22 protein-coding genes are annotated in these 25,157 nt (G+C 73.6%); 8 read left to right on the top strand and 14 right to left on the bottom strand.

Annotated elements, in window-relative coordinates:
- The first annotated feature begins 40 nt into the window (after nt 1-40).
- The 4 genes from ACIPW5_RS27995 (at nt 41) to ACIPW5_RS28010 (ending at nt 4,648) form a co-directional block, all read left to right on the top strand.
- Nucleotides 41-889 (top strand): 3-hydroxyacyl-CoA dehydrogenase family protein, encoded by an 849-nt coding sequence (locus ACIPW5_RS27995; RefSeq protein WP_401250413.1) that lies wholly within the window; start codon nt 41-43, stop codon nt 887-889.
- Between the two features lie 157 nt (nt 890-1,046).
- Nucleotides 1,047-1,370, top strand: coding sequence for an STAS domain-containing protein (locus ACIPW5_RS28000; RefSeq protein ID WP_125603340.1), 324 nt, complete (start codon nt 1,047-1,049; stop codon nt 1,368-1,370).
- Nucleotides 1,371-1,436: 66 nt separating this feature from the next.
- Nucleotides 1,437-2,078, top strand: coding sequence for a LysE family translocator (locus ACIPW5_RS28005; protein ID WP_401250415.1), 642 nt, complete (start codon nt 1,437-1,439; stop codon nt 2,076-2,078).
- 176 nt (nt 2,079-2,254) lie between these two features.
- Nucleotides 2,255-4,648 carry an ATP-binding protein gene (locus tag ACIPW5_RS28010; RefSeq protein WP_401250418.1) on the top strand — a complete coding sequence of 798 codons (2,394 nt, stop codon included), beginning with the start codon at nt 2,255-2,257 and terminating at the stop codon, nt 4,646-4,648.
- A gap of 344 nt (nt 4,649-4,992) precedes the next feature.
- Here ACIPW5_RS28010 and pheT read toward each other — a convergent pair whose 3' ends face one another.
- The 7 genes from pheT to infC form a co-directional block, all read right to left on the bottom strand.
- Nucleotides 4,993-7,521, bottom strand: coding sequence for a phenylalanine--tRNA ligase subunit beta (pheT, locus tag ACIPW5_RS28015; protein WP_401250420.1), 2,529 nt, complete (start codon nt 7,519-7,521; stop codon nt 4,993-4,995).
- The gene (gene pheS / locus ACIPW5_RS28020) at nt 7,521-8,648 is read right to left on the bottom strand and encodes a phenylalanine--tRNA ligase subunit alpha (protein ID WP_285546213.1); all 1,128 of its coding nucleotides are present in this window, start codon (nt 8,646-8,648) and stop codon (nt 7,521-7,523) included. Before pheS ends, pheT begins: the two co-directional genes overlap by 1 nt.
- A gap of 163 nt (nt 8,649-8,811) precedes the next feature.
- Nucleotides 8,812-10,080 carry an ATP-binding protein gene (locus ACIPW5_RS28025; RefSeq protein WP_401250424.1) on the bottom strand — a complete coding sequence of 423 codons (1,269 nt, stop codon included), beginning with the start codon at nt 10,078-10,080 and terminating at the stop codon, nt 8,812-8,814.
- A 55-nt stretch (nt 10,081-10,135) separates the two neighbouring features.
- Entirely contained in the window at nt 10,136-10,990 is an 855-nt protein-coding gene (locus ACIPW5_RS28030) for a TrmH family RNA methyltransferase (protein WP_401250501.1), read from the bottom strand.
- A 171-nt stretch (nt 10,991-11,161) separates the two neighbouring features.
- Nucleotides 11,162-11,548 (bottom strand): 50S ribosomal protein L20, encoded by a 387-nt coding sequence (gene rplT / locus ACIPW5_RS28035; protein ID WP_007263143.1) that lies wholly within the window; start codon nt 11,546-11,548, stop codon nt 11,162-11,164.
- A 101-nt stretch (nt 11,549-11,649) separates the two neighbouring features.
- A complete protein-coding gene (gene rpmI / locus ACIPW5_RS28040; protein ID WP_030012385.1) occupies nt 11,650-11,844 on the bottom strand; it encodes a 50S ribosomal protein L35 in 195 nt (64 codons plus the stop codon).
- 99 nt (nt 11,845-11,943) lie between these two features.
- Nucleotides 11,944-12,660: a translation initiation factor IF-3 gene (gene infC / locus ACIPW5_RS28045; protein ID WP_401250427.1), complete on the bottom strand. Its 717-nt coding sequence runs from the start codon at nt 12,658-12,660 to the stop codon at nt 11,944-11,946.
- Between the two features lie 325 nt (nt 12,661-12,985).
- On the opposite strand from infC, the gene ACIPW5_RS28050 reads away from it, so the two are divergent.
- Nucleotides 12,986-13,351, top strand: a complete 366-nt coding sequence (locus tag ACIPW5_RS28050; RefSeq protein WP_042800665.1) for a DUF1844 domain-containing protein — start codon at nt 12,986-12,988, stop codon at nt 13,349-13,351.
- 82 nt (nt 13,352-13,433) lie between these two features.
- On the opposite strand, the gene ACIPW5_RS28055 is transcribed toward ACIPW5_RS28050, so the two are convergent.
- From ACIPW5_RS28055 to ACIPW5_RS28065, 3 genes are read right to left on the bottom strand one after another with little or no spacing between them, the layout of a single operon-like run.
- A complete protein-coding gene (locus ACIPW5_RS28055) occupies nt 13,434-14,174 on the bottom strand; it encodes an SseB family protein (RefSeq protein WP_401250430.1) in 741 nt (246 codons plus the stop codon).
- A gap of 12 nt (nt 14,175-14,186) precedes the next feature.
- The gene (gene mycP / locus ACIPW5_RS28060; RefSeq protein ID WP_401250433.1) at nt 14,187-15,374 is read right to left on the bottom strand and encodes a type VII secretion-associated serine protease mycosin; all 1,188 of its coding nucleotides are present in this window, start codon (nt 15,372-15,374) and stop codon (nt 14,187-14,189) included.
- On the bottom strand, nt 15,371-16,174 hold the full coding sequence (locus tag ACIPW5_RS28065; protein ID WP_401250436.1) for a hypothetical protein: 804 nt from the start codon (nt 16,172-16,174) through the stop codon (nt 15,371-15,373). The genes mycP and ACIPW5_RS28065 overlap by 4 nt, the downstream gene beginning before the upstream one ends.
- 287 nt (nt 16,175-16,461) lie before the next feature.
- Between ACIPW5_RS28065 and ACIPW5_RS28070 the strand changes: the two genes are divergently transcribed.
- Nucleotides 16,462-17,655 (top strand): amino acid deaminase/aldolase, encoded by a 1,194-nt coding sequence (locus ACIPW5_RS28070; protein ID WP_401250439.1) that lies wholly within the window; start codon nt 16,462-16,464, stop codon nt 17,653-17,655.
- Between the two features lie 16 nt (nt 17,656-17,671).
- Here the strand turns inward: ACIPW5_RS28070 and ACIPW5_RS28075 are convergent, their stop codons facing one another.
- The 4 genes from ACIPW5_RS28075 to ACIPW5_RS28090 all read right to left on the bottom strand — a co-directional run bounded on the left by ACIPW5_RS28075 (nt 17,672) and on the right by ACIPW5_RS28090 (nt 22,670).
- Nucleotides 17,672-18,907 carry an HAD family hydrolase gene (locus ACIPW5_RS28075; RefSeq protein WP_401250504.1) on the bottom strand — a complete coding sequence of 412 codons (1,236 nt, stop codon included), beginning with the start codon at nt 18,905-18,907 and terminating at the stop codon, nt 17,672-17,674.
- Nucleotides 18,908-19,070: 163 nt separating this feature from the next.
- Nucleotides 19,071-19,862 carry a 3-oxoacyl-ACP reductase gene (locus ACIPW5_RS28080; RefSeq protein WP_401250442.1) on the bottom strand — a complete coding sequence of 264 codons (792 nt, stop codon included), beginning with the start codon at nt 19,860-19,862 and terminating at the stop codon, nt 19,071-19,073.
- A 5-nt stretch (nt 19,863-19,867) separates the two neighbouring features.
- On the bottom strand, nt 19,868-21,232 hold the full coding sequence (locus ACIPW5_RS28085) for an aldehyde dehydrogenase family protein (RefSeq protein WP_401250445.1): 1,365 nt from the start codon (nt 21,230-21,232) through the stop codon (nt 19,868-19,870).
- A gap of 73 nt (nt 21,233-21,305) precedes the next feature.
- Complete coding sequence (locus tag ACIPW5_RS28090) at nt 21,306-22,670, bottom strand: glutamine synthetase family protein (protein WP_401250448.1); 1,365 nt, start codon at nt 22,668-22,670, stop codon at nt 21,306-21,308.
- Nucleotides 22,671-22,747: 77 nt separating this feature from the next.
- Here ACIPW5_RS28090 and ACIPW5_RS28095 point away from each other — a divergent pair, with 77 nt between their 5' ends.
- A complete protein-coding gene (locus tag ACIPW5_RS28095; RefSeq protein ID WP_401250451.1) occupies nt 22,748-23,494 on the top strand; it encodes a FadR/GntR family transcriptional regulator in 747 nt (248 codons plus the stop codon).
- Nucleotides 23,495-23,663: 169 nt separating this feature from the next.
- On the top strand, nt 23,664-25,130 hold the full coding sequence (gene eat, locus ACIPW5_RS28100; protein WP_401250454.1) for an ethanolamine permease: 1,467 nt from the start codon (nt 23,664-23,666) through the stop codon (nt 25,128-25,130).
- The last annotated feature ends 27 nt before the right edge of the window (nt 25,131-25,157 follow it).

Below are 25,157 nucleotides of genomic sequence, written 5' to 3' on the forward strand. Positions count from 1 at the left end.
TACGAGGCCGGGTCGTACTGAGAACAACGAGGGGTGTGCAGTGGCTGGGAAGCTCGCCGTCATCGGCGCGGGACTGATGGGTTCCGGGATCGCTCAGGTCTCCGCTCAGGCGGGTTGGGACGTCGTCCTGCGGGACGTCACCGATGCCGCGCTGACCCGGGGCACGGACGGCATCAAGGCCTCCTACGACAAGTTCGTCTCCAAGGGGAAGCTGACCGCCGAGGACGCCGAGGCGGCCCTGGCGCGGATCACCACGACCACCGACCTCGACGCGGTCGCCGACGTGGACATCGTCGTCGAGGCCGTCTTCGAGAAGCTGGAAGTCAAGCACGACATCTTCCGCGCCCTCGACAAGATCGTCCGCGAGGACGCGATCCTGGCCTCCAACACCTCCGCCATCCCGATCACCAAGATCGCGGCCGTGACGGAGCACCCGGAGCGGGTCGTCGGCGCGCACTTCTTCTCGCCCGTCCCGATGATGCAGCTCTGCGAGCTGGTCCGCGGCTACAAGACGAGCGACGAGACCCTCGCCACCACCCGCGCGTTCGCCGAGTCGGTCGGCAAGACCTGCATCGTCGTCAACCGCGACGTCGCCGGCTTCGTCACCACCCGCCTGATCTCCGCGCTCGTCGTCGAGGCCGCGAAGCTCTACGAATCGGGCGTGGCCACCGCCGAGGACATCGACATCGCCTGCAAGCTGGGCTTCGGCCACGCCATGGGCCCGCTCGCCACCGCCGACCTCACCGGCGTCGACATCCTGCTGCACGCCACCAGCAACATCTACACCGAGTGCCAGGACGAGAAGTTCGCGCCGCCGGAGCTCATGCGCCGCATGGTCGACGCGGGCGACATCGGCCGCAAGAGCGGCCAGGGCTTCTACAAGCACTGAGCACGAGCGTTCGAATGCCCGCACCCTACGGGGTGAATTAGGTATCGGTTCGCTCACGGTCGGCAACTTCACGGCCCGCACGGCAGTCAGTTGCAGTGAGAGTTGCCGACCACGGACCCGTCGGACAATACGTACGCAGTAAAGCCGGGGAGCACACATGCACATCAGGGGCGACCACGCCGAACTCGCTGTCGGGGGCCGCCTCGACGTGCGCAGCGCGGCTGACGCCCGTACGGTCCTCCACACCGCCCTCGACGACGGCCACGGCGACCTCGTGCTCGACCTCACCGGCCTCGACTCCTGGGACGCGACCGGACTCGGCGTGATCATGGGGGCGCACCGGCGGGCCGGCCGGACCGGGCGGCGCCTGGTCCTGCGCGGGGTGCCCGACCGGATGCAGCGGCTGCTCGTCGCGACCCGGCTGCACCGCATCCTCGCGATCGAGGGCGGACTGGAAGCGGAGTCCCTGCCCCGCGTGTGACCGGGGCGGGGCCGGCCCCGGAAAAAGGGGCTGCGCCCCCCGGGCGGGCTCGGCTTACATGGATCCATGGTGTCCACCGACAGACTGCTGGCCTTCGCGGCCATGTCCCTCGTGCTGATCGTGATCCCCGGCCCCAGCGTGCTGTTCGTCGTCGGACGGGCCCTGGCCCAGGGCCGGCGGGCCGCGCTGACCACGGTGGCCGGGAACACGCTCGGATCGTACGTACTCGTGGCGGCCGTGGCGCTCGGCGTCGGCGCCGTCGTCGAACGCTCCGTCCTCGTCTTCACCGCCCTGAAGCTGGCCGGCGCCGCCTACCTCGTCTACCTCGGCGTCAAGGCCTTCCGCGGCCGCGGGTCGCTCCAGGCCGCCGTCGCCGAGGCGGCCCCCGCGGCGCACGGCACCTGGCGGACCCTCGGCGAGGGCTTCGCGGTCGGCGTGGCCAACCCGAAGACCATCGTCTTCTTCGCCGCCGTGCTGCCGCAGTTCGTCGACCGCGACCAGGGGCACGTCATGCTCCAGATGCTCCTGCTCGGCCTCGTCTTCAACCTGATCGCGATCGTCTTCGACAGCCTCTGGGGACTCGCCGCCGCCACCACCCGCGACTGGTTCGCCGGATCCCCGCGCCGCCTGTCCATGATCGGCGGCACGGGCGGGCTCGCCATGATCGGCCTCGGCGTCACCGTCGCCGTGACCGGCCGCAAGGACTGACCGCGGGAACCGTAACGGTCCCGTGGTGAAGGGACCCCTGCGGTGACGGAACCCCCGGCCACGGTCTAGGGTCGGGCGGAAACCGGACCGGTGGCGACGACGACGTGAGCGGGTGCCGGGCACGACGAAGACGGCAAGACGGCGGCGGGCGCGCGGCGCGATCGGGGGACAGGGGCATGGACCGTACACAGGGGCAGCCCGGCCAGGACGAACAGGCCGCGGCGGGCCGGCCCGCCGGGACACCGGCCGCGGCGGCCAGGACCGCGGGCCCGGCAACCGGCGCGCAGCCGCAGGCCCCCGCCCGTGTCGTGACCCTGACCGCCGGGGAGTTCACCCTCACCGTCAACCCCGTCGACGGCAGCGAGATCGAGCCCCTGCGGCCCGAGGCCCGCGGGGCGGCGGCCCGCCGCCCCGCCAAGCGCACCGCCGCCGCCCGCGCCGACCGGGACGCCGCCGCCCGCCCGCCCGCACTGCCCGGGCCGCCGCTCCCCTCCCTGCCGCTCCTGGACCGCGCCGACGAGCGGGAGCGGGTCGTACGCCTCCTCGGGCGAGGCCGCTCCGTACGGCTGACCGGCCCCGCCGGATCCGGCCGCTCCGTCCTCCTCGACGCGGTCGCCGCCGACTGCGCCGACCTCGCACCCGACGGAGTCGTCCGGCTCAGCGGCCACGGCCGGCAGCAGCCCGCCGAACTCCTCCACACCCTGTACACCACCGTGTACGACACCCGGGACGAGCGTCCCGACCGCACCCAACTCCTCGCGGGCGTCGCCGAGATCGGGGCGATCGTGCTCCTCGACGACCTGGAGCTCGGCGGCGCCGCCCTCGACGAACTGCTGCGCGCCACCCCGGAGTGCGCCTACCTGCTCGCCGCGACCCCCGACACCAAGGCCCCCTCCGACGACGCACACCTGGAAGAGGTCTTCCTCGGCGGACTCGGCCGGGCCGACTGCGCCCTGCTGCTGGAGACCGCCGCCGGCCGGCCGCTCACCGACGAGGAGACCGCCTGGGCGGAGGACCTGCGGTTCGCCTCCGAGGGCCTGCCGCTGCGCTTCGTGCAGGCCGCCGCACTGCTGCGGCAGCGCGACGAGCTCAACGGAGGCTCCGCCGACGACGAGGACGAGGAGCCCGGGGTCTTCGAGGAACGCCCCCGCGACCCCTCCCACGTCCCGCTGCCCACGCTGGCGCAGGCCGCGGCCCCCGCCGAACTGCTGGCCTCCCGGGTGAGCGAGTCGGCCCGGGCCGCCCTGCGGACCGCCTGCGCGCTGGGCGGGGAACTCCCGCACCACGCCCACCTGCCCGCGCTGGTCGGCGACACGCACGCCGACGCCGCCGTCGCGGAACTCCTCGGCTGCGGGCTGATCACCCCCGTCGGGCCGCGCCACCGGCTCGCGGAGGGGGTCGCGCGGCAGCTGGAGGAGGCCGGGTACGGGGAGAACGCCGCCGAGGAGGCCCGTACCGCCGCCCGGCACTACGCCTGGTGGACCGGGCACGCCTCGGTGACCCCGGAACGGGTCGCGGCGGAGGCCGACGCGGTGCTCGCCGCGCTGGGCGGGGCCGATGTGGTGGCCGCCGTACTGCTGGCCCGCACGGCCGCCCCGGCACTGGCGGCGGCACCGTCCTGGGAGGCCTGGGGACGGGCGCTGCGCGCGGGCGCGGAGGCCGCACGGAAGGCGGGGGAGGTCGCGGAGCAGGCGTACTTCCACCACGAGCTCGGCGTCCTCGCCCTGTGCGAGGGGCGTCTGGACCGTGCGCGGGCGGAGCTGGAGGCCTCGATCGGGCTGCGCGGGGCGCTCGCGGACAAGCGCGGGACCGTCGCCGGGCGGCGGGCGCTGGCGCTGGTCACCGACCGGGACCGGGAGGCGATGGGGGCGAAGGGGGCGAAGGCCTCCCCGCCGCTGCGGCTGGAGGCGCCGCCGGTCCTCCCGGCCCTGCCGCCGGCCGGCTCCGACGCGGTCACCCAGGTGACCCCGGTGATCGGGAAGCCGGCCGGTCCGGCGTCGACGCTGTCCCAGGTCTACGCGGAGGCGTTCGCACCGGCCCCGGCCCCGGCCCCGGTCCCGGCCCCGGTCCGGGCTCCGCAGCCGCCCGTGCCCGACCGGCGGCGCAAGACGGTGCTGCTGGCCGCCGCCGGGGCGCTGACGGTGGTGGCCCTCGGCACGGTCGTCGCCCTGTCGCTGACGGCCGAGGAGGACCCGGAGCAGCCGACGGCCCCGACGGTGTCCTCGACCCCGGACGCGCCGGCGGTGACCCCGCCGCAGGTGCCGGGGGGAAGCGGGAACGATTCACCGGCGGAGCCGGTGGCTCCGCCGGGTGCGGAGCCGACCCGGGGGGAGGGGGCCGGGCCCACGACGCCGCCGCCGGCCGCGACGACCCCGGGGACCACCCCGCCGCCCCCGGCCACGACCCCGCCCCCGGCGACGACCCCGCCTCCGGCGACCACCCCGCCCCCGGCCACGACGCCGCCCCCGGCCACGACCCCGCCGCCCGTCACCTCGGAGGCCCCGACGCCCCCGACGACCTCGACGGAGGCGCAGTCCCCGACGGCGTCGGAGTCCCCGACGACCATCTGACTCCGCCGATGGTTGGCCGCTGCGCGGGCGAGGTCCCCTACCCGCCCTTCGCCCGTTCCCCGGGCTGCGCCCGGACCCCTTCTGGGGGCTCCGCCCCCAGGCCCCCGCGCCTCAAACGCCGGCGAGGCTGATTTCAGCCTCGCCGGCGTTTGAGGCGCGGGCGCGGTAGCGCCGTACGGGGTCCGGGCGCAGCCCGGGGAACGGTGGAAGGGCGGGTAGGGGACCCAGGCCCGCGCAGCGGCAACCGACCCGCAGGCGGCGTACCCGCCCCGGCCACCCGAACGGGTGAGGGGCGCGCCCGGATCACCGGACGCGCCCCTCAACACAGCGAGAGCAAAGAGACGCTACGCGCCCCGCAGCACCGCCCCGGTCCGCTCACCGGCCAGCGCCACGGCGCCATCGCGCGCCGCCGTCGACTCCTCGGCGGTCAGCGTCCGGTCGGCCGCGCGGAAGCGCAGCGCGTACGCGAGGGACTTCTTGCCCTCGCCGACCTGCTCACCGGTGAAGACGTCGAACAGCCGCAGGGACTCCAGCAGTTCGCCGGCACCCTTGCGCAGGGCGTCCTCCACCGCCGAGGCGGGGACGGAGGAGTCCACGATCAGCGCGACGTCCTGGGTCGCCACCGGGAAGGTGGAGATCCGGGGCGCCTGCACGGCCTCGCCGCCGGCCGCCGCGAGGCGGTCCAGGTCGAGCTCCATGGCGCTGGTGCGGGCGGGCAGGCCCATGGCCTTGACCACGCGCGGGTGCAGCTCACCGGCGTGGCCGATGACCTGCTCGACACCGTCGACGGTGACGACCAGCTCGGCGCAGCGGCCCGGGTGCCAGGGGCCGTACTGGCCCTGGCGGACGACCAGCTCGGCACCGGCCTCGACGGCCAGCGCGCGGGCGGCCTGGACGGCGTCCGCCCAGTCGGCCGGGCGGCCCTTGCCCCACCAGCCGGCCTGCTCGCGGGCACCGGCCAGCACGACCGCGGCGTACCGCGGCTGCGCGGGCAGGGCCGCGTCGAGGGTGGCGACCTCCTCGTCCGTGGGACGGCGGTCGACGGGCAGGCGTACGGCGACGCCCGCCTCGGCGGCGGCGCGGAAGACCGAGCCGGTCTCGAACAGCGCGAGGTCGTGGCTGCCCCGGCTGTCGTTGCGGCGCAGCGCGCCCAGCAGGCCCGGCAGCAGCGTGGTGCGCAGCGCCGGCTCCTCGTCGGACAGCGGGTTGACCAGCTTGACGACCTGGCGGCTCGCGTCGTGCGCGGGCAGCTGGAGCTGGTCGAAGACGGCCTCGCCGATGAACGGGTAGCTCAGCGCCTCGACGTAGCCGGCACCGGCCAGGGCGCGGCCGACGCGGCGGTGCAGCTGCTGGCGCGCGGTCAGGCCGCGGCCGGAGGGCACCTGCGGGAGGGTGGACGGGAGGTTCCCGTAGCCCTCCAGCCGGATGACCTCTTCGGCGAGGTCGTTGGGCTCGGCGAGGTCGGGCCGCCACGAGGGGACGGTGACGACGAGCTCGTCCTGGCCGTAGACGTCGCAGCCGATCTCCTGGAGGCGGCGCACGACGGTCTCGCGGCCGTACTCCATGCCCGCGACCCGGTCCGGGTGGTCCGCGCGCATCGCGATGGTGCGCGGGGCGCCCGGGGCGGTGAGCTCGGTGACGCCGGCCTCGGCGGTGCCGCCGGCGAGCAGCACGAGGAGGTCGACGGTCCGCTGCGCGGCCGCGGCGGCGGCCTGCGGGTCGACGCCCCGCTCGAAGCGCTTGGAGGCCTCGGAGGACAGCTTCAGGCGGCGGGCGGTGCGCGAGATCGACACGGAGTCGAAGTGCGCGGCCTCGATGACGACGTCGGTGGTGCCGGTGACGGCACCCGTCTCCGGGTCGGTGACGGAGTCGGCGATCTCGGTGTTGGCGCCGCCCATGACACCGGCGAGCCCGATCGGGCCGCTGCTGTCGGTGATCACCAGGTCCTCGGCGTCGAGCGTGCGCTTGACGCCGTCGAGGGTGGTGAACTTCTCGCCCTGCTCGGCACGGCGGACGCCGATCGCGCCGTCGAGGCGGGAGCGGTCGTAGGCGTGCAGCGGCTGGCCGAGCTCCAGCATCACGTAGTTGGTGATGTCGACGGCCAGCGAGATCGGGCGCATGCCCGCCTTCTGGAGGCGGCGCGTGAGCCAGATCGGGGACCGGGCCTCGGGGTCGAGGCCGGTCACCGTGCGGGCGGTGAAGCGGTCGCAGCCGACCGGGTCGGAGATCTGCACGGCGTAGCCGTACGAGTTCGGCGCGGGCACGTCGAGCAGCGCCGGGTCGCGCAGCGGCAGGCCGTAGGCGGTGGCGGCCTCGCGGGCCACACCGCGCATCGACATGCAGTAGCCGCGGTCCGGGGTGATGTCGATGTCGAGGACCTCGTCGACGAGCTGGAGCAGCTCGATCGCGTCGGTGCCCGGCTCGTACTCCGGCGGCAGCACGATGATGCCGTGCGTGCCGTCGTCGCCCATGCCGAGCTCGTCGCCGGAGCAGATCATGCCGTGCGAGGTCTTGCCGTACGTCTTGCGCGAGGCGATCGCGAAGTCGCCGGGCAGGACGGCGCCGGGCAGGACCACGACGACCTTGTCGCCGACGGAGAAGTTCCGGGCGCCGCAGACGATCTCCTGCGGTTCGCCGGTGCCGTTGGCGGTGCCGACGTCGACCGTGCAGAAGCGGATCGGCTTGCGGAAGCCGTCGAGCTCCTCGATGGTCAGCACCTGGCCGACGACGAGGGGGCCCTTGAGGCCGGCGCCGAGCGTCTCGACGGTCTCGACCTCGAGGCCGGCGTCGACCAGCTTGGCGGCCACGTCACGGCCGGTCTCGCCCGCGGGGAGGTCGACGTACTCCCGCAGCCAGGAAAGCGGGACGCGCATCAGATCTCACTCCCGAACGGCCGGGTGAAGCGCACGTCACCCTCGACCATGTCTCGCATGTCTTCAACGTTGTGACGGAACATCAGCATCCGCTCGATGCCGAAGCCGAAGGCGAACCCGCTGTACTTCTCCGGGTCCACACCGCAGGCGGTGAGCACCTTCGGGTTCACCATGCCGCAGCCGCCGAGCTCGATCCAGCCCTCGCTGGAGCAGGTGCGGCAGGGGCGGTCGGGGTTGCCCACCGACTCGCCGCGGCACACGTAGCACTGCATGTCCATCTCGGCGGACGGCTCGGTGAAGGGGAAGAAGTGCGGGCGCAGCCGGGTGGTGGTCTGCTCCCCGAAGAGCTCCTTGACCATGTGGTCGATGGTGCCCTTGAGGTCGGCCATGGTCAGGCCCTCGTCCACGGCGAGCAGCTCGACCTGGTGGAAGACCGGGGTGTGCGTCGCGTCGAGCTCGTCGGTGCGGTACACGCGGCCGGGGCAGACGATGTAGACGGGGGGCTTGCGCTCCAGCAGCGAGCGCGCCTGCACCGGGGAGGTGTGGGTGCGCAGCACGACGCCCGACTCGTCGCCCTCGGTGCCCTTGGGGCCCTGGACGAAGAAGGTGTCCTGCATCTGGCGCGCCGGGTGGTCGGGCGTGAAGTTGAGGGCGTCGAAGTTGAACCACTCCGCCTCGACCTCGGGGCCTTCCGCGACCTCGTAGCCCATGCCGACGAAGATGTCCGCGATGCGGTCCATCAGCGTGGTCAGGGGGTGGCGGGCGCCGGCGGGCACGCGGTCGTAGGGCAGCGTGACGTCCACCGCCTCCTCGACCAGCACCCGCTCGTCGCGCTCGGCCTCCAGCTGGACCGTGCGGGCCCCGAAGGCCTTGTTCACGGCGCCGCGGGCCTGTCCGACGCGCTTGCCCGCCTCGGCCTTGGCCTGGGGCGGCAGGGCGCCGATCTCGCGGTTGGCGAGCGCGAGGGGCGAGCGGTCGCCCATGTGCGCGGTCTTCGCCTCGCGGAGCTCGTCGAGGTCGCCGGCGGACGCGAAGGCGGCGAGCGCCTCGTCCCGCATGCGCTCGATCTCTTCCGGTTTCAGTGCCTCGACCTCGACAGGGTCGTACGACTTGTTCGGTGCCGACATCTCTTCCCGTACTTCCGATGGCTGGCTGGTGGGTCCCCGCACGACATTGATCGAAACGCCTCGGGCTCGATCGGCACAAGGACACAAGGGTGCCAAAGGACGAGTCTAAGGGCCGCCGGGGGTGGAGGAGCCCGTGGGCCGCCCGGTGGGACTCTCCGCAGGGTTACTGGGTGAGGTAGGCCGGGGCGCTCACGGGCAGGATAAATCGGAACTCGGCGCCGCCTCCGGGGCCGCGGCCGACCGTGATGGTGCCGCCGTGGGCCTCCACGATGCCCTTGACGATGTACAGGCCCAGGCCGGTGCCGCCGCGCTTGCTCCCCCGCCAGAAGCGGGTGAAGACGCGGGCCATCGATTCCTCGGGGATCCCGGGGCCTTCGTCGGTCACGGTGACGGCTGTTCCCTTCTCGTGCGGCGCCACGTCGATGGTGACGGTTCCGTCACCGTGGCGCACCGCATTTTCGAGGAGGTTGCCGAGGATCTGGTCGATCTTGTCCGGGTCGGCCCAGCAGTCGGGCAGCGGGCTGCTGACCCGTACGAGGAACCGTTCGGGCGCCTGGCCGTTAGCGGTGAGCGCCTGGACGTGGCGGCCGACGGCGGCGGCGAGGTCGACCGGCTGCCGGCGGACCTCCAGGCGGCCCGAGTCGATGCGGGAGATGTCGAGGAGTTCGGCGATCAGCCGGGTGACGCGGTTGGCGTCGGCGTCGACGGTCTCCAGCATCAGCCGCTTCTGGTCGTCGGTGAACCGCTCCCACTTGGCGAGCAGGGTGGCGGTGAAGCCCTTCACCGAGGTCAGCGGGGAGCGCAGCTCGTGCGCGACCGTCGCGATCAGCTCGGCGTGGCTGCGTTCGGTGCGGCGCCGGGCCTCCGTGCCGCGCAGGGTGACGACGAGGCGGCTGAGCGGGCCGGTGGGGTGGGTGCGCACGTAGCGGGCGGAGACGAGCACCTCGCGGCCGCCGGGCAGCAGCAGGTTCCTTTCGGGCTGGCCGCGCCGGGTGGCGAGTCCCCCGTACGGGTCCGTCAGCGCCCACCAGCGGCGGCCTTCGAGGTCCTCCAGCGGCAGCGCGCGCTCGATGCGGGCGCCGATGGCCTGGCCGGCGGGGATGGCGGTGATCCGGGAGGCGGCCCGGTTGAAGCAGACGACGTGTCCGGTGTGGTCGGCGACGACGAGCCCGTCGGGCAGTTCGTCGGGGTCGATGACGGGGTCCTGGGCGGTCGGGCCCGGCCGGGCGGGCGCCTGCCCGGCGGCGGCGCCGCGGTCCGGTGCGCGCCCCGCCTGCGGCGGTACGAAGCCCAGGGCGTCCGGGGCCGCCGCCGCGGGGCCGGGGCCGGCGGGCTGCGCGGGCGCGCCGGGACCGGAGGGTCCGGCGGCGTCCCCGAACCGCTCCTCGGCCGCGCCTGCGGCCCCTGGCGAGCTGTTCGTACCGACGGTCATGTCCCCGTACCCCACATCTCCGGGTAGCGCAGTGGGCCCCCGGGCGGCCACATTACTAGCTGGGGGTCACGGAGCGGCACCCTCCGGGCGCCCGCTGTGCACGCGCGGACGCGTAGAGGCACACGGCGGCGGCGGTCGCGAGGTTCAGGCTCTCCGCCTTCCCGTGGATCGGGACGCGGACGACGGCGTCCGCGAGCTCCCGGGTCTCCTCGGGCAGGCCCCAGGCCTCGTTGCCGAAGACCCAGGCGGAGGGCCCGCCCATGGTGCCCGCGTCGAGCTCGGCGTCCAGGTCGTCCTCGCCGGCCCCGTCGGCGGCGAGGATCCGCACCCCGGCGGCCCGCAGCCCCTCCACGGCCTGCTCGACCGGCACGCCGACGGCCACCGGGAGGTGGAAGAGGGAGCCCACGGAGGCCCGTACGGACTTCGGGTTGTACAGGTCGACGGAGGCGTCGGTCAGCACCACCGCGTCGGCGCCGGCGGCGTCGGCGCAGCGCAGCACGGTGCCGGCGTTCCCGGGGTCGCGGACGTGGGCGAGGACGGCGACCAGGCGGGGCCCGGCCTTGAGGATCTCCTCGAACGGGGAGTCCAGGAAGTGGCAGACGCCCACCAGGCCCTGCGGGGTGACGGTCTGGGAGACCTCGGCGAGCACCTCGTCGGAGGCGTAGTGCACCCGGGCCCCGGCCAGCAGCGCGGCCTCGACGATGTCGGCGTAGCGCTCGGCGGCCTCGACGGTGGCGAACAGCTCGATCAGGGTCGCGCCCTGGGCCCCGCGGTGCTCGACCGCCTCGCGGACGGCCTGCGGGCCCTCGGCGATGAAGCGGCGCTCCTTGGTGCGGAAGTTGCGCCGCGCGAGGCGCCGGGCGGCGGCCACCCGCGGGGATCGGGGGGAGATCAGCTCGTGGTGACCCAGGTCGGCCATGGTCTCTGCGGTCCCTCTCGGGGTGCGGGGCGCGGGGGGCGCGGGCGGTGCGGGCACAGGTGGTGCGGGGGCACCTCTGCCGTGCGGGGAAAACACTCGGACCCGCAGGCGGTTGGCCTGCGGGTCCGAGGATGCCGACTGCGTTACGCGGCCGGCCAGGGCTTAGGCAGCAGCCTTGGGCGCGTTGACGTCGGCCGGGAGGGCCTTCTGCGCGACCTCGACCAGCGCGGCGAACGCGTTGGCGTCGTTGACGGCCAGCTCGGCGAGGATCTTGCGGTCCACCTCGATGTTGGCGGCCTTCAGACCCTGGATGAGGCGGTTGTACGTCATGCCGTTCTGGCGGGCAGCGGCGTTGATGCGCTGGATCCACAGCTGACGGAAGTCGCCCTTGCGCTTCTTGCGGTCGTTGAAGTTGTAGACCAGCGAGTGGGTGACCTGCTCCTTGGCCTTGCGGTACAGGCGCGAACGCTGACCGCGGTAGCCGGAGGCCGCCTCGAGGATCGCCCGGCGCTTCTTGTGGGCGTTTACTGCCCGCTTGACGCGTGCCACTTTGTACTCCTTGTAGCGGGGCCGTGGATGTCGTCACACGACCCGGAATTCGATGGGGTCCCGGTGCTGACGTCCTGCTCCCTCAGGGGGAGCAGAGGACATCAGATGCCGAGAAGCTTCTTGATCTTCGCGGCGTCGCCGGGGGCCATCTCCGCGTTGCCGGTGAGGCGACGGGTGACGCGCGACGACTTGTGCTCGAGCAGGTGGCGCTTGCCGGCGCGCTCGCGGAGCACCTTGCCGGAGCCGGTGACCTTGAAGCGCTTCTTGGTACCGCTGTGCGTCTTGTTCTTCGGCATGGCGCCGTTATCTCCTCGTCGGTGGCGCTCCCGCCGGTCCGGGGACCGGCGCGCGGGAGCGTCATGTTGTTGGGTGATCCGGGACGGGGTGTCCCGGAATCAGGCCTCGGTGTTCGCCTCGGCGGAGCCGTCGGCCTCGACCTCGGCGGCCTCGACGGCCTCGACCTCGGTGGCCTCGACCTCGGTGGCGTCAGCCTCGGCCGGAGCGGCCTCGGCGGTACCCAGGCGCTCGGCCTTGCGCGCGGCCTGCGCCTCGCGGGCTTCGGCCATCGCCTCGGTCTTCTTCTTGTGCGGACCGAGAACCATGATCATGTTTCGGCCGTCCTGCTTCGGGTTCGACTCGATGAAGCCGAGCTCCTCGACGTCCGAAGCGAGACGCTGCAGCAGTCGGTAGCCGAGTTCCGGCCGGGACTGCTCGCGACCACGGAACATGATCGTGATCTTGACCTTGTCGCCCTGCTTGAGGAACCGAACGACGTGACCCTTCTTGGTGTCATAGTCGTGCGGGTCGATCTTCGGCCGGAGCTTCATCTCCTTGATGACCGTGTGCGCCTGGTTCTTGCGCGCCTCACGGGCCTTCATGGCCGACTCGTACTTGAACTTGCCGTAGTCCATGAGCTTGCAGACCGGCGGGCGCGCGGAGGCCGCGACCTCGACCAGGTCCAGGTCGTATTCCTGCGCGAGCTCAAGCGCCTTCGCAAGCGGGACGATGCCCACCTGTTCGCCGCTGGGACCGACGAGTCGCACCTCAGGGACGCGAATCCGATCGTTGATGCGGGGCTCGGTGCTGATGGATCCTCCTCGGTAGCACCACACGGCTGCCTGGCAGGCAACCGCTGACGTCTTGTGTCGTCAGACCTCAACCGCGGCGGAGAATGAAAAATGCCCCGCCGGGCACAGGCAGGGGCTCCAAAACAACCGGAGCACCGCCGCGTGCGAACCGCGGGGCGCAGATCGGCGGCTTCCCATCGTCCGTACGGAACGATGGACACCGCCTGACCGGAAGACCCGCCTCCCCGGAGGGTGGTCGGGTGGGAGATCGGAGCCTCCACTTGTGGGCCGGGCACACAGGTGTCCGGCCGGTCGATGTACATAGTACCCCACGCATTGCAAGGCCGCCGCACGACCTATCGTGGAGCGCATGACTGACGCGACGCCCTCCGATTCCACCACTCCCGACTACGACGAGATGACCCGCGACATCGCGGACGTCCCGGCCGTCGAGGTCATCACCACGGTGGCCGTCCACCTGCTGAGCGCCGCGGCGGTCAACCTGGGCCTGGACAAGCCGGACTCCGAACACAAGGACCTCGACGAGGCCCGCAAGCTGATCACCGCCCTGGCCGGTCTGGTGACCGCCAGCGCCACCGAGATCAGCTCCTTCCACGCCGCCCCGCTGCGCGACGGCCTGAAGTCGCTCCAGCTGGCCTTCCGCGAGGCCTCGATCGTCCAGGACGAGCCGGGCCAGGGCCCGGGCGAGAAGTTCACGGGCCCGGTCTACGCCTGATCCCGTCCACCAGGATTCCGCTTCACCCCCGAAGGGCCGCCCGCGAACTTCCGCGGACGGCCCTTCGGCATGCGTACGGACCTCAGCGCGTGAAGAGCGGCTCCCCGGGCGGGGCCGGGGCACCGGCCGGGAGCAGGGCCAGGTCCAGGCCGCGGACGAGGCGGCCGCGCAGGGTCTCGTCCGCCGCGAGCGCCTCGGCCACCCGGCGGGCCGCCGGGGCGGGCTCGGTACCGGCGGAGAGCACGATGGCCAGGGTGCCGTCCGCGTCGGCGCCGCCCCGGCCCAGGTGGGCGCGGAGCACCGCGGGTTCCGCGGCCACGGCCGCCCGTACCGCCTCGCGCACGGCGGGGTCCGCCAGCGGGTCGGCGTCGGTGCGGCCCTCGGCCAGCGCGAGCAGCGCGGGGCCGGTCAGCTGGTACGGGACGGGGCCCGCCAGGTCGATGACGACGGTGTCGGCCTTCTCGTGCGCGGCGGCGGCGAGCGCCTGGTGCAGCGGGACCGCCACCGGGCGGGCGGCCGGGTCCCACAGGGCCAGCGAGGCGATCGAGGTGAAGGCGGGCAGCGCCCGCCGGTTGCCCGCGGTCAGCGTCGGCACGGCCATGTCGCTGGTCTTCTCGCGCTTGAGGCCGGTCTCCGGGTCGGTCTCGACCTCGCCGAGCATCGCCACCACCGGCACCAGCAGCCGGGCGTCCTTCAGCGCCGCCAGGAGCTGCGGTTCGGCCGCCCGGTCGGCCGCCCAGGCGGCCAGGGCGGCGCTCAGCCGGGGGTCGGCGGTGCCGTCGTCGTCGGAGAAGCCGGGGTCTGGAATGTTCTTGGTCGCCACAATCAACCGACCCTATCCCGAGGTGTCCCGGCGCGCGGCGCGCGGGCGCCGGGCCAGTACGGCGGCCAGCACCAGCAGGACCGCTCCCCCGGCCGCGGCGGCCGTGACCCCGGGCACCCCGGGACGCCCGGCGGGGCGGGCCGGCTCGGGGCCGGGGCCGAAGTACCGCCGCCCGGCCGCGACGGCGGTGGGCACGGGCGCCTCGGCGCGCAGCGCGGCGCCGGCCTGGAGCGCCGCGACGGGGTCGACCGTGCCGCGGCCCCGGCCGTCGTCGCGGCCGCCGGCCGGGCGGTCGGTGGCGGTGTCCGCCAGCAGCTTCTTGACCTGCGCCGGGGACAGCCCCGGGTGGGCGGCCTTGACGAGGGCCACGGCGCCGGAGACGAAGGCCGCGGCGGCGCTGGTGCCCCAGGCCTCGTAGTAGGAGCGGTCGGGGTCGGCGATGACCACGTCGACGCCGGGGGCGCTGACGGTGGCGTACCAGTGGCGGGTGGAGAAGGGTGCCTTGCGGCCCTGGCGGTCGATGGCCGCGACGGCGATGACGCCGGGGTAGGCGGCCGGGTAGGAGGTGTGGTCGCCGCGTTCGCCGCCGTTGCCCACGGAGGCGACGACGACCACGCCCTTGCCGAGGGCGTACTGCACGGCCTCGTCCTCGGCGGCCTCGTGGTGCGCGGAGTCGCTGTCGTCGCCGAGCGAGAGGTTGATCACGTCCGCGCCGTGGTCGGCGGCCCAGCGGATGCCCTCGGCGAGGGCGCCGGACTTGCTGTCGCGGGCCTTGTTGCGGCCCGGGTCGCCCTCCTCCAGGATCACCCGGACCGGCAGGATCTTCGCGTGGGGCGCCATCCCGAGGACCCCTTGGGAACGGTCGGGGCCGTGGCCCCGGCCGGCGATGATGCTGGCCATCGCCGTGCCGTGGCGGGCCCAGGCGCGGTCGCCGCGGCCGGCGCCCATGCCGACGAGGTCGGTGCCTTCGAGGACCTGGCCGGTGAGGTCGGGGTGCGTGGCGTCCACGCCGGTGTCGAGGACGGCGACGGTGACCCCGTCCCCCTGCGTGGTGCCCCAGGCCTCCTCGGCGCGCAGGGCGAGCAGGCCCCACTGCCGGTCGCGGATGGTGTCGGCGGCGGCGGGGTGGGCGGCGGTCACGGCGAGGAGGGCGGCGGCGAGGCCGGTGGCGGCCGCCGCGCGCAGGGAGTTCGGGTTCATCGGGCGGCGCCCTTCGACGGTGCCGCGCCCGGGATCGCGTCGGGGGCGGCGAGGGCGGTGAGGGCCTGGGCGACCCGGTCGGCGGCGGCCTTGGCGTCGTGGCCGAGCCCGGCTTCGGCGACGGTCCCGGTGGCGCCCTGGCGGACCGCGTCCTCGGCGGGGACGGGGGCGTCGACGGTGCGGCCGTCGGCGAAGGCGGAGACGGCGTAGACGACCGCCGGGGCCTGGGCGGAGACCGTCGCCGTCCAGGCGGCGCGGCGCGCGTCGGCGTACTCGTAGGCGGGCGGGACGCCGAGGCGGCCGCGGAGCGCGGCCATCGCGGTGGCGTCGGCGGGGGTGAAGACCAGGCCGACGGTGACGAGGGAGCTGCGGGTGGCGTCGGTGTAGGTGGCGCGGAGCACGCGGGTGCAGCCGGTGGCGGCGAGCGCGGTCCGCCAGTCGGCGGGCAGGGCGGCGGCGCAGTCGGCGTCGGGCGCGAGGGCGATCCGGGTCCAGCGGCGGTCGGCGCCGCCGGGGCCGGAGTCGGGGGCGTCCAGCACCGGGGGCAGGAGGCCGTCCGCGGGGGCCGACCGCCACAGCGAGGCGGCCTTGCGGTAGGCGGCGTCGGGGGGCAGGGGGCGGTGCGCGGCGCGGTGGTCGTTCCAGGCGGTGGCGGCGGCGCCGGCGAGGAGGGCGGTGCCGAGGAGTGCGCACGCGGTGGCGGTGACGACCCGTACGGGGTGGCGGCGGGGGGCGGCCGGGGGCGGGGGCGGCGGCTCGGGGGCGTCCAGGACCTCGGTCCGTGGTGTCGTCGTGGTCATGCGGCGGCTCCGCCCCCCGGTTCCGTACGGCTGCCTGTCCGTACTTTACGTGCCCGCCGGCGTCGCCCTGCCCGGGCGGCCGGGGGTGCCGCTCCGCGGGGCTTGCCCGGCAGGGCCGGATCCTCCGGCCCGCGCGGCGTTCGAACGCAACGGGGTCTGGGGCGGAGCCCCTGGGAACGGTGGAAGGGCGGGGAGGGGACCCGCACCGCGCAGCGGCAGATCCGCTCAACCGCCCGGCCAGGGCAAGGGCCTACCCACCCGTAACAACCTCTGGCAAGCTGCCGCCCATGACTTCGGACCGCACCCGGTACGACCGGGCGACCGCGCATCTGGACGCGCCGCTGGCCATCGTGGACCTGGCCGCCTTCGACGCCAACGCCGACGACCTGGTGCGCCGGGCCGGAGGGAAGCCGGTGCGGGTGGCCAGCAAGTCGGTGCGGTGCCGGGCGCTGCTCGAACGGGTGCTGGCCCGCCCGGGGTTCGCCGGGGTGATGTCGTACACCCTCGCGGAGTCGCTGTGGCTCGCCCGGTCCGGGTTCGAGGACGTGCTGCTCGCCTATCCGTCGGCCGACCGGGCCGGTTTCGCCGAGCTGGCCGGCGACGCGAAGCTGGCGTCCGCGGTGACGGTGATGGTGGACGATCCCGCGCAGCTGGACCTGATCGACCGGGCGCGGGGCGGCGGGGCCGAGGAGGTCCGGGTCTGCCTGGAACTGGACACCGCCCTGCGGTTGTTCGGGGGGCGGGTGCGGGTCGGGGCGCGGCGGTCGCCGCTGCGGGAGCCCGGGGACCTGGCGGAGCTGGCGCGGGCGGTGGTGTCGCGTCCGGGGTTCCGGGTGGTCGGCCTGATGGGGTACGAGGGGCACGTCGCCGGGGTCGGGGACGCGCTGGCCGGGCGGCCGGTGCGGTCGCGGATGATCCGGCTGATGCAGAGCACGGCCCGCAAGGAGCTGGCGGTGCGGCGGGCGGAGGCGGTGCGCGCGGTCCGGGCGGTGGTGCCGGACCTGGAGTTCGTCAACGGCGGTGGTACCGGGAGCGTGGCGGAGACGGCCGCCGAGGAGGCGGTGACGGAGATCGCCGCGGGGTCGGGGCTGTACGTGCCCCGGCTGTTCGACAACTACTCGACGTTCCGGGGGCGTCCGGCGGCGCTGTTCGCGCAGCCGGTGGTGCGGCGGCCCGGGGTGGGTGTGGTGACGGTGCTGGGCGGGGGCTATCCGGCGTCGGGGGCGGCGGGTGCCGACCGGCTGCCGGTGCCGTACCTGCCGGCGGGGCTGCGCTACGACCCGCAGGAGGGTGCGGGCGAGGTGCAGACGCCGCTGCTGGGGAGCCCGGCCGACGACCTGCTGATCGGCGACCGGGTCTGGTTCCGGCACGCGAAGGCCGGGGAGCTGTGCGAGCGGTTCGACGCCCTGCACCTGGTGGAGGGGGACCGGGTCGTGGACTCGGTCCCCACCTATCGCGGCGAGGGGCGGACCTTCCTCTAGCCCCCTGCCCCCGCCGTCAGAAGACGGTGTCCGTCTGGTCGGGGACGACGCTGGTGTCGCCCCGGCGGACGGGGCCCGTGGTGCCGTCGCGGTCGGTGTAGCCGGTGGTGGAGCAGGGGTAGGGGCCGGCCTTCTGCTTCTTCGGCTCGATGAACATCGGGTTCACGATCCACTTGCCGTCGCTGTTGTCGTAGGCGCGGCACATCAGTTCGTTCTTGTTGCGGTTGATCACCAGCCGCAGGGCGGTGGCGTCGCGCAGGAAGGAGATGTCGGTGTCGGAGTCCCCCGCGGCGAAGACCTGGCGGCGGGCGGCGGGCTGGACCTTCTCGGCGGCCTTGCCGCGGACGCCGAAGACCTCCTTGTTGATCCAGCAGCGCTTGCCGTCGATGTAGGTGATCATCGTGTCGGCGCCGTCGGGGACGGATCCGCAGCCCTGGAGGCGGGGGGTGAGCCTGCCGTCGCGGGTGGTGGTGTTGCGGATGCCGATGACGTGGGCGGCGTCGATGCCGACGCCCCGGGCCCAGGTCTCGACGACGGGCTGCGGGGAGGCGGAGCTGATCCAGACGTCGAAGCCGGCCCGGCGGAGCTTTTCGATGAGGTCGCGCTGCTGGTCGTAGTAGCGGACCCAGCCGGTGGCGGTGCCGGTGCCGACCTGCTGCTTGGCGCCGACGGGGGCGGCGAGGTTCTCGGCGCGGGCGGCGGCCGCGAAGCCGCGCACCTCGGACGCGGTCCAGCCCTGCGTCAGCTGGGCGAGCCAGGCGTAGCCGGGTTCGGTGGTGCGGCGGTCCCAGCCGGCGAAGGCGGGGGTGCCGGTGCGGGTGGCGGCGGTGCCGTAGACGGCGTTGATCTCGTCGGCGCAGGGGGCGCCGGCGGGGGTGCCGGTGGGCAGGGGGGTGCCGGGGCGGGCGAGGGGGCCGCAGGCGGCGGCGAGGGCCCGGGCGGCGTCCGGGGTGAGGTGGCGGCTGGTGGTGGTCCAGTCGCCGCCGGCGGGCTGGCGGACCTTCCCGTTGCGCAGGAGCCAGAACATGGTGGCGTCGCCGACGTCGTTCTTGACGACGGTGTTGTCCCAGTCGAAGACGGCGACGGGCTTGGCCCGGTCGGGCCGGTAGGGGTTGCAGCTGCCGTACCGGTCGATGAGCTGCTGGAGGCGGGCCTGGTTGTCGCCGTACCAGCCGGCGGCGAGCTGCGGGGTGGTGCAGGCGGGGTGGGCGGCCTGGGCGGGGGCGGCGGCGGTGAGGGCCCCGGCGGCCATCGCGGCGGCGGCGCCCGCGGCCTGGAGCCTGCGCCGGGTGCTGGTTCGGGTCACGGTGGTGCGTACTCCTTCTCAAGATCATCGGGGACGGTAGAGCACGACAGCCGGGCGTCGTGCGACGCCCGGCTGTCGGGTGGGTGGTGCGGGGGTGAACGTTCGGGGTTTACAGGGGGGTGACGTACGCGCCGGAGATGCCGCCGTCGACCAGGAAGTCGGTGGCGTTGATGAAGGAGGAGTCGTCGCTGGCGAGGAAGGCGACGGCGGCGGCGATCTCGGTGGGTTCGGCGAACCGGCCGAGCGGGATGTGCACGAGGCGGCGGGCGGCGCGCTCGGGGTCCTTGGCGAACAGCTCCTGGAGCAGCGGGGTGTTCACGGGCCCGGGGCAGAGGGCGTTGACGCGGATGCCCTCGCGGGCGAACTGGACGCCGAGTTCGCGGGACATGGCGAGGACGCCGCCCTTGGAGGCGGTGTAGGAGATCTGGGAGGTGGCGGCGCCCATGATGGCCACGAACGAGGCGGTGTTGATGATGGAGCCGCGGCCCTGGCGCTGCATGTAGGGCAGGGCGGCCTTGCAGCAGAGGTAGACGGAGGTGAGGTTGACGTCCTGGACGCGGCGCCAGGCGTCGAGTCCGGTGGTGAGGATGGAGTCGTCGTCCGGGGGCGAGATGCCGGCGTTGTTGAAGGCGATGTCGACGGAGCCGTAGGTGTCGTAGGCCGTCTTGAAGAGGGCTTCGACCTGCTCCTGGTCGGTGACGTCGACCTGGACGAAGGTGCCGCCGACCTCTTCGGCGGCGGCCTTGCCGGCGGCGGGGTCGATGTCGGCGCAGACGACGTTGGCGCCTTCGGAGGCGAGGCGGCGGGCGGTGGCGAGGCCGATGCCGCTGCCGGCTCCGGTGATGACGGCGGTGCGGCCGACCAGGCGGCGGCAGACGATCTCTTCGGTGCGGTCGGTCATGGGGTTCAGGCCTCCGTGCTGATGAAGACGTTCTTGGTCTCGGTGAAAGCGGTGAGGGCGTCGGGTCCGAGCTCGCGGCCGAGCCCGGACTGCTTGTATCCGCCGAAGGGGGTCCAGTAGCGGACGCTGCTGTGGGAGTTGACGGACAGGTTTCCGGCGCGGACGGCGCGGGAGACGCGCAGGGCGCGGCCGACGTCGCGGGTCCAGAGGGAGCCGGAGAGGCCGTACTCGGTCGCGTTGGCCAGGCGTACGGCGTCCTCCTCGTCCTCGAAGGGGAGGATGACGGCGACCGGTCCGAAGACTTCCTCGGCGGCGACGGGCGCGGTGGGGTCGACGTCCGTGACGAGGGTGGGCGGGTACCAGAAGCCGGGTCCCTCGGGGGCCTTGCCGCGGACGGCGGTGAGGTCGTCGGTGACGTAGGAGCGGACGCGGTCGAGCTGGGCGCGGGAGATGAGCGGGCCCATCTGGGTCTTCTCGTCCAGCGGGTCGCCGACGGTCACGGACTCGATGCCGGGGGCGACGAGTTCGAGGAAGCGGTCGTAGGCGGAGCGCTGGACGAGGATCCGGGTGCGGGCGCAGCAGTCCTGGCCGGTGTTGTCGAGGAAGGCCATGGGGGCTGCTGCGGCGGCGGCTTCGATGTCGGCGTCGGCGAAGACGATGTTGGGGCTCTTGCCGCCGAGTTCGAGGGTGACGCGCTTCACCCGGTCGGCGCACTTGGCCATGATCTGCTTGCCGGTTCGGGTGGAGCCGGTGAAGACGATCTTGGCGACGCCGGGGTGTTCGACGAGCGCGTCGCCGGCGACCGCCCCGTGGCCGGGGAGCACCTGGAAGAGGTGCTCGGGGATCCCGGCTTCGAGGGCGAGTTCGGCGAGGCGCAGGGCGGTGAGGGGGGTGGTCTCGGCGGGCTTGAGGATGACGGCGTTGCCCGCGGCGAGGGCGGGTGCCAGGCCCCAGGCGGCGATCGGCATGGGGAAGTTCCAGGGGGCGATCACGCCGATGACGCCGAGGGGTTCGAGGAAGGTGACGTCGATGCCGCCGGCGACGGGGATCTGGCGGCCGGAGAGGCGTTCCACTCCCCCGGCGGCGAACTCCAGGAGGTCGCGGACGTTGCCCGCCTCCCAGCGGGCGTTGCCGATGGTGTGGCCGGCTTCGCGGACCTCCAGCTGCGCGAGTTCCTCGACGTGTCCGTCGACGACCGCGGCGAAGCGGCGCAGGAGTCTGGCCCGGTCCGCAGGGGGTGCCGCCGCCCAGGCTCGCTGGGCCCTGGCGGCCCGGGCGACGGCGGCGTCGACGTCGTCCCGTGTGGCGGCCGGGACGACGGCGACGGTTTCCTCGGTGGCCGGATTCAGTACTTCCAGCACATCGGACACGTGGGTGCCTCTCTGGTTCTCTGGGTCGGTACGTGGTTCTGGGTCGGGGCCGGGTCGTGCGGGCGCCGGGGACCTACAGGCGTTCGAAGGAGCGGCGCAGCTCCCAGTCGGTGACCGCGGAGTCGTAGGCGTCGAGTTCGACGCGGGCCATGTTGCGGTAGTGGGCGACGACCTCGGGGCCGAAGGCGGCCTTGGCGATCTCGCTGTTCTCCCAGAGTTCCGCGGCCTCGCGCAGGGTGGCGGGGACGTGGGCGTAGTCGGCGGTGTAGGCGTTGCCGGAGCAGGCCTCGGGCAGCTCCAGGCGGTTCTCGATGCCGTAGAGGCCCGCCGCGACCAGGCCCGCGACGGCGAGGTAGGGGTTGACGTCGCCGCCGGGGAGGCGGTTCTCGAAGCGGGTGGAGCGGCCGTGGCCGACGACTCGGAGCGCGCAGGTCCGGTTGTCCACGCCCCAGGCGACGGCGGTCGGGGCGAAGGATCCCGGCCGGAAACGCTTGTACGAATTGATGTTGGGGGCGTAGAGAAGGGAGAAGTCGCGCAGCGCGGCCAGCTGGCCGGCCAGGAAGTGCCGCATCACCGGGGACATTCCGTCCGGTCCGTCCCCGGCCATCACGTTGTGTCCGTCGGAGTCGGTGAGCGAGAGGTGGATGTGACAGGAGTTGCCCTCGCGCTCGTCGTACTTGGCCATGAAGGTGAGCGAGACGCCCTCCTGGGCCGCGATCTCCTTGGCGCCGGTCTTGTAGACGGCGTGCTGGTCGCAGGTGGTGAGCGCCTCGTCGTAGCGGAAGGCGATCTCGTGCTGGCCGAGGTTGCACTCGCCCTTGGCGGACTCGACGACCAGGCCGGCGGCCTGCATCTCGTTGCGGATGCGGCGCAGGAGGGGCTCGACGCGGCCGGTGCCGAGGACGGAGTAGTCGATGTTGTACTGGTTGGCGGGGGTCAGGCCGCGGTAGTTGGTGTTCCAGGCCTGTTCGTAGGTGTCCTGGAAGACCATGAACTCCAGCTCGGTGCCGACCATGGCGGTGTAGCCGAGTTCGCCGAGGCGTTCCAGCTGGCGGCGCAGGATCTGGCGGGGGGCGGCGACGACCGGGGAGCGGTCGTTCCAGGCCAGGTCGGCCATGATGAAGGCGCTGCCGGGGTTCCAGGGGATGCGGCGCAGGGTGGCGGTGTCGGGGTGCATGGCGAAGTCGCCGTAGCCCCGGTCCCAGGAGGACATCTCGTAGCCGTCGACGGTGTTCATGTCGGTGTCGACGGCGAGGAGGTAGTTGCAGCCCTCGGTGCCGTGGGCGAGTACCTCGTCGAGGAAGAACTGTGCGGCGAACCGCTTGCCCTGAAGACGTCCCTGCATGTCGGGGAAGGCCAGGACGACTGTGTCGATCTCACCGCTCGCGACGAGGGCACGGAGCTCCTCGGGCGCGAGCGGCGGCATGCGGTCTACCACTGGAATCTCTCCTTCGGTGAGCCGAGGAGGCCTAAGGTATTGAATAGAACCATTGCTTGGGAAGGGGAGGAACCGAGATGACCGACACGGAGAGCGGCGCCGGCGCGATCGCGCGGCTGAATCCCGTGCTGCGGCAGGTGCGGGCGGGCAACGGTTTCGAGGAGGCCCTGGAGCAGATCCTCCAGGTGGTCCGGCTGGGCCTGGTGCCGGGCGGGGAACGGCTCCCTCCCGAGCGGGAGTTGGCGGAGCGGATGGGGATCAGCCGGGTCACCCTGCGCGAGGTGCTCAAGGTGCTCCAGGACCAGGGCCTGGTGGAGGCCCGGCGCGGCCGGTACGGCGGGACCTTCGTGCTGGCCCGCCCCGACACCCCGGCCGGCGGCGCCGAGGAGGAGCTGCGGCGGCGCGTGAGCGGGGTGGACATCGAGGACGTGCTGCGCTTCCGCGAGGTGCTGGAGGTGGGCGCGGCCGGGCTGTGCGCCTCGCAGGGGCTGTCGGAGGAACAGGCCGGGCGGCTGCTGGCGGCGCTGGCGGCCACCCACGACGCCCCGCTCTCCGAGTACCGCCGTCAGGACACCCTCTTCCACCTCACCCTGTGCGAGCTGGCCGGCTCCGCCACCCTGACGGCCCAGTACGCGGCCGTCCGGGCCACCGTGAACGACCTGCTGGACTGCATCCCGCTGCTGGTGCGCAACCTGGAGCACTCGCAGCAGCAGCACACGGTGCTGGTGGACGCGGTGCTGGAGCGCGACGCGGAGGCGGCCCGGGCGGTGATGCGCGAGCACTGCTGCGGCACGGCGGCGCTGCTGCGGGGATTCCTGGCATAGGGCGTAGGGCGTAGCGAGTACGGGCGGGGCGGACGGGGCAGGAGGGGCGGGTGGTGCCGGTGGGGGCGGGGAGGTTTTCGTAACCCGTGTTTAACGCAGGGGTCTTGCGCGTTCCACACCCTTGACGCAAAGGTACGCCTCACAACCATTGCCCTAGGCAGGAGCGCACATGGCCGACGACATCGCACCCGTGCCCGTATCCGCACCACCCGCCGCGAAGGGCGACGCCGACGCGGAGTACCTGGAGCGCCGGACCCTGCGCCGCGGCAGCGCCGGCTGGCTGCTGCTGACCGGTCTCGGCGTCGCGTACGTCGTCTCCGGCGACTTCTCCGGCTGGAACGTGGGCCTGGACAAGGGCGGCTTCGGCGGTCTGGCCATCGCCACCGTCCTCATGGGCACCATGTACGCCTGCCTGGTCTTCTCCCTCGCCGAGCTGTCCACGATCCTGCCGACGGCGGGCGGCGGCTACGGCTTCGCCCGCCGCGCCCTCGGCCCCTGGGGCGGCTTCCTCACCGGTACCGCCATCCTCATCGAGTACGTCCTGGCCCCGGCGGCGATCGTCATCTTCATCGGCGACTACGTCGAATCGCTCGGCCTGTTCGGGCTGACCTCCAGCTGGCCGGTCTACCTCGGCTGCTTCGTGATCTTCATCGGCGTGCACCTGTGGGGCGTGGGCGAGGCGCTGCGCTTCAGCCTCGTCGTCACCGCCGTCGCCGTCGCCGCCCTGCTGATCTTCGCGCTCGGCGCGCTCACCGAGTTCGACGCGGGCAACCTGGACAACATCGCCGTGGACACCAGCGCCTTCGGCTCCAGTTCCTGGCTGCCCTTCGGCGTCCTCGGCATCTGGGCCGCCTTCCCCTTCGGCATGTGGTTCTTCCTCGGCGTCGAGGGCGTGCCGCTGGCCGCCGAGGAGGCCAAGGACCCGGTCCGCTCGATGCCGAAGGCCCTCGCCATCTCGATGGGCGTCCTCGCCCTGCTCGCCCTGATCACCTTCTTCGCCGCCACCGGCGCCCAGGGCGCCGACGCCGTGAAGACCGCGGGCAACCCCCTCGTCGTCGCGCTGGAGGGGGACGGCGGACCCACCGCGCTCAGCCGCTTCGTCAACTACGCAGGGCTCGCCGGGCTGGTCGCCTCCTTCTTCTCCCTCATCTACGCGGGCTCGCGCCAGCTCTTCGCCCTCTCCCGGGCCGGCTACCTGCCGCGCTTCCTCTCCCTCACCTCCAAGCGCAAGGCCCCGTACCTCGGACTGGTGATTCCGGGCGCCATCGGTTTCGCCCTCGCGGCGGCCACCGGCAACGGCGCGCGCATGCTGAACATCGCGGTGTTCGGGGCGACCATCTCGTACGCCCTGATGGCCCTCTCGCACATCGTGCTGCGCCGCCGCGAGCCCGGCCTGGACCGGCCGTACCGCACCCCCGGAGGCGTCCTGACCTCCTCCGTCGCGTTCGTGCTCGCCCTTTCGGCCCTCGTCGCCACCTTCCTGGTGGACAAGGACGCGGCACTCATCGCACTCGCCGTGTACGCCGTCGCTCTCGCCTACTTCGCCTTCTACAGTCGGCACCACCTCGTGGCCAACGCACCTGAGGAAGAAGCCGCCGCGCTGGCGGAAGCCGAGGCGGAGTTGACCCGCGACTGAGACCCTTGTCCCGCCCCTTGATACGGC

This window comes from Streptomyces sp. NPDC090077 (assembly GCF_044747545.1).
GTDB lineage: Bacteria > Actinomycetota > Actinomycetes > Streptomycetales > Streptomycetaceae > Streptomyces.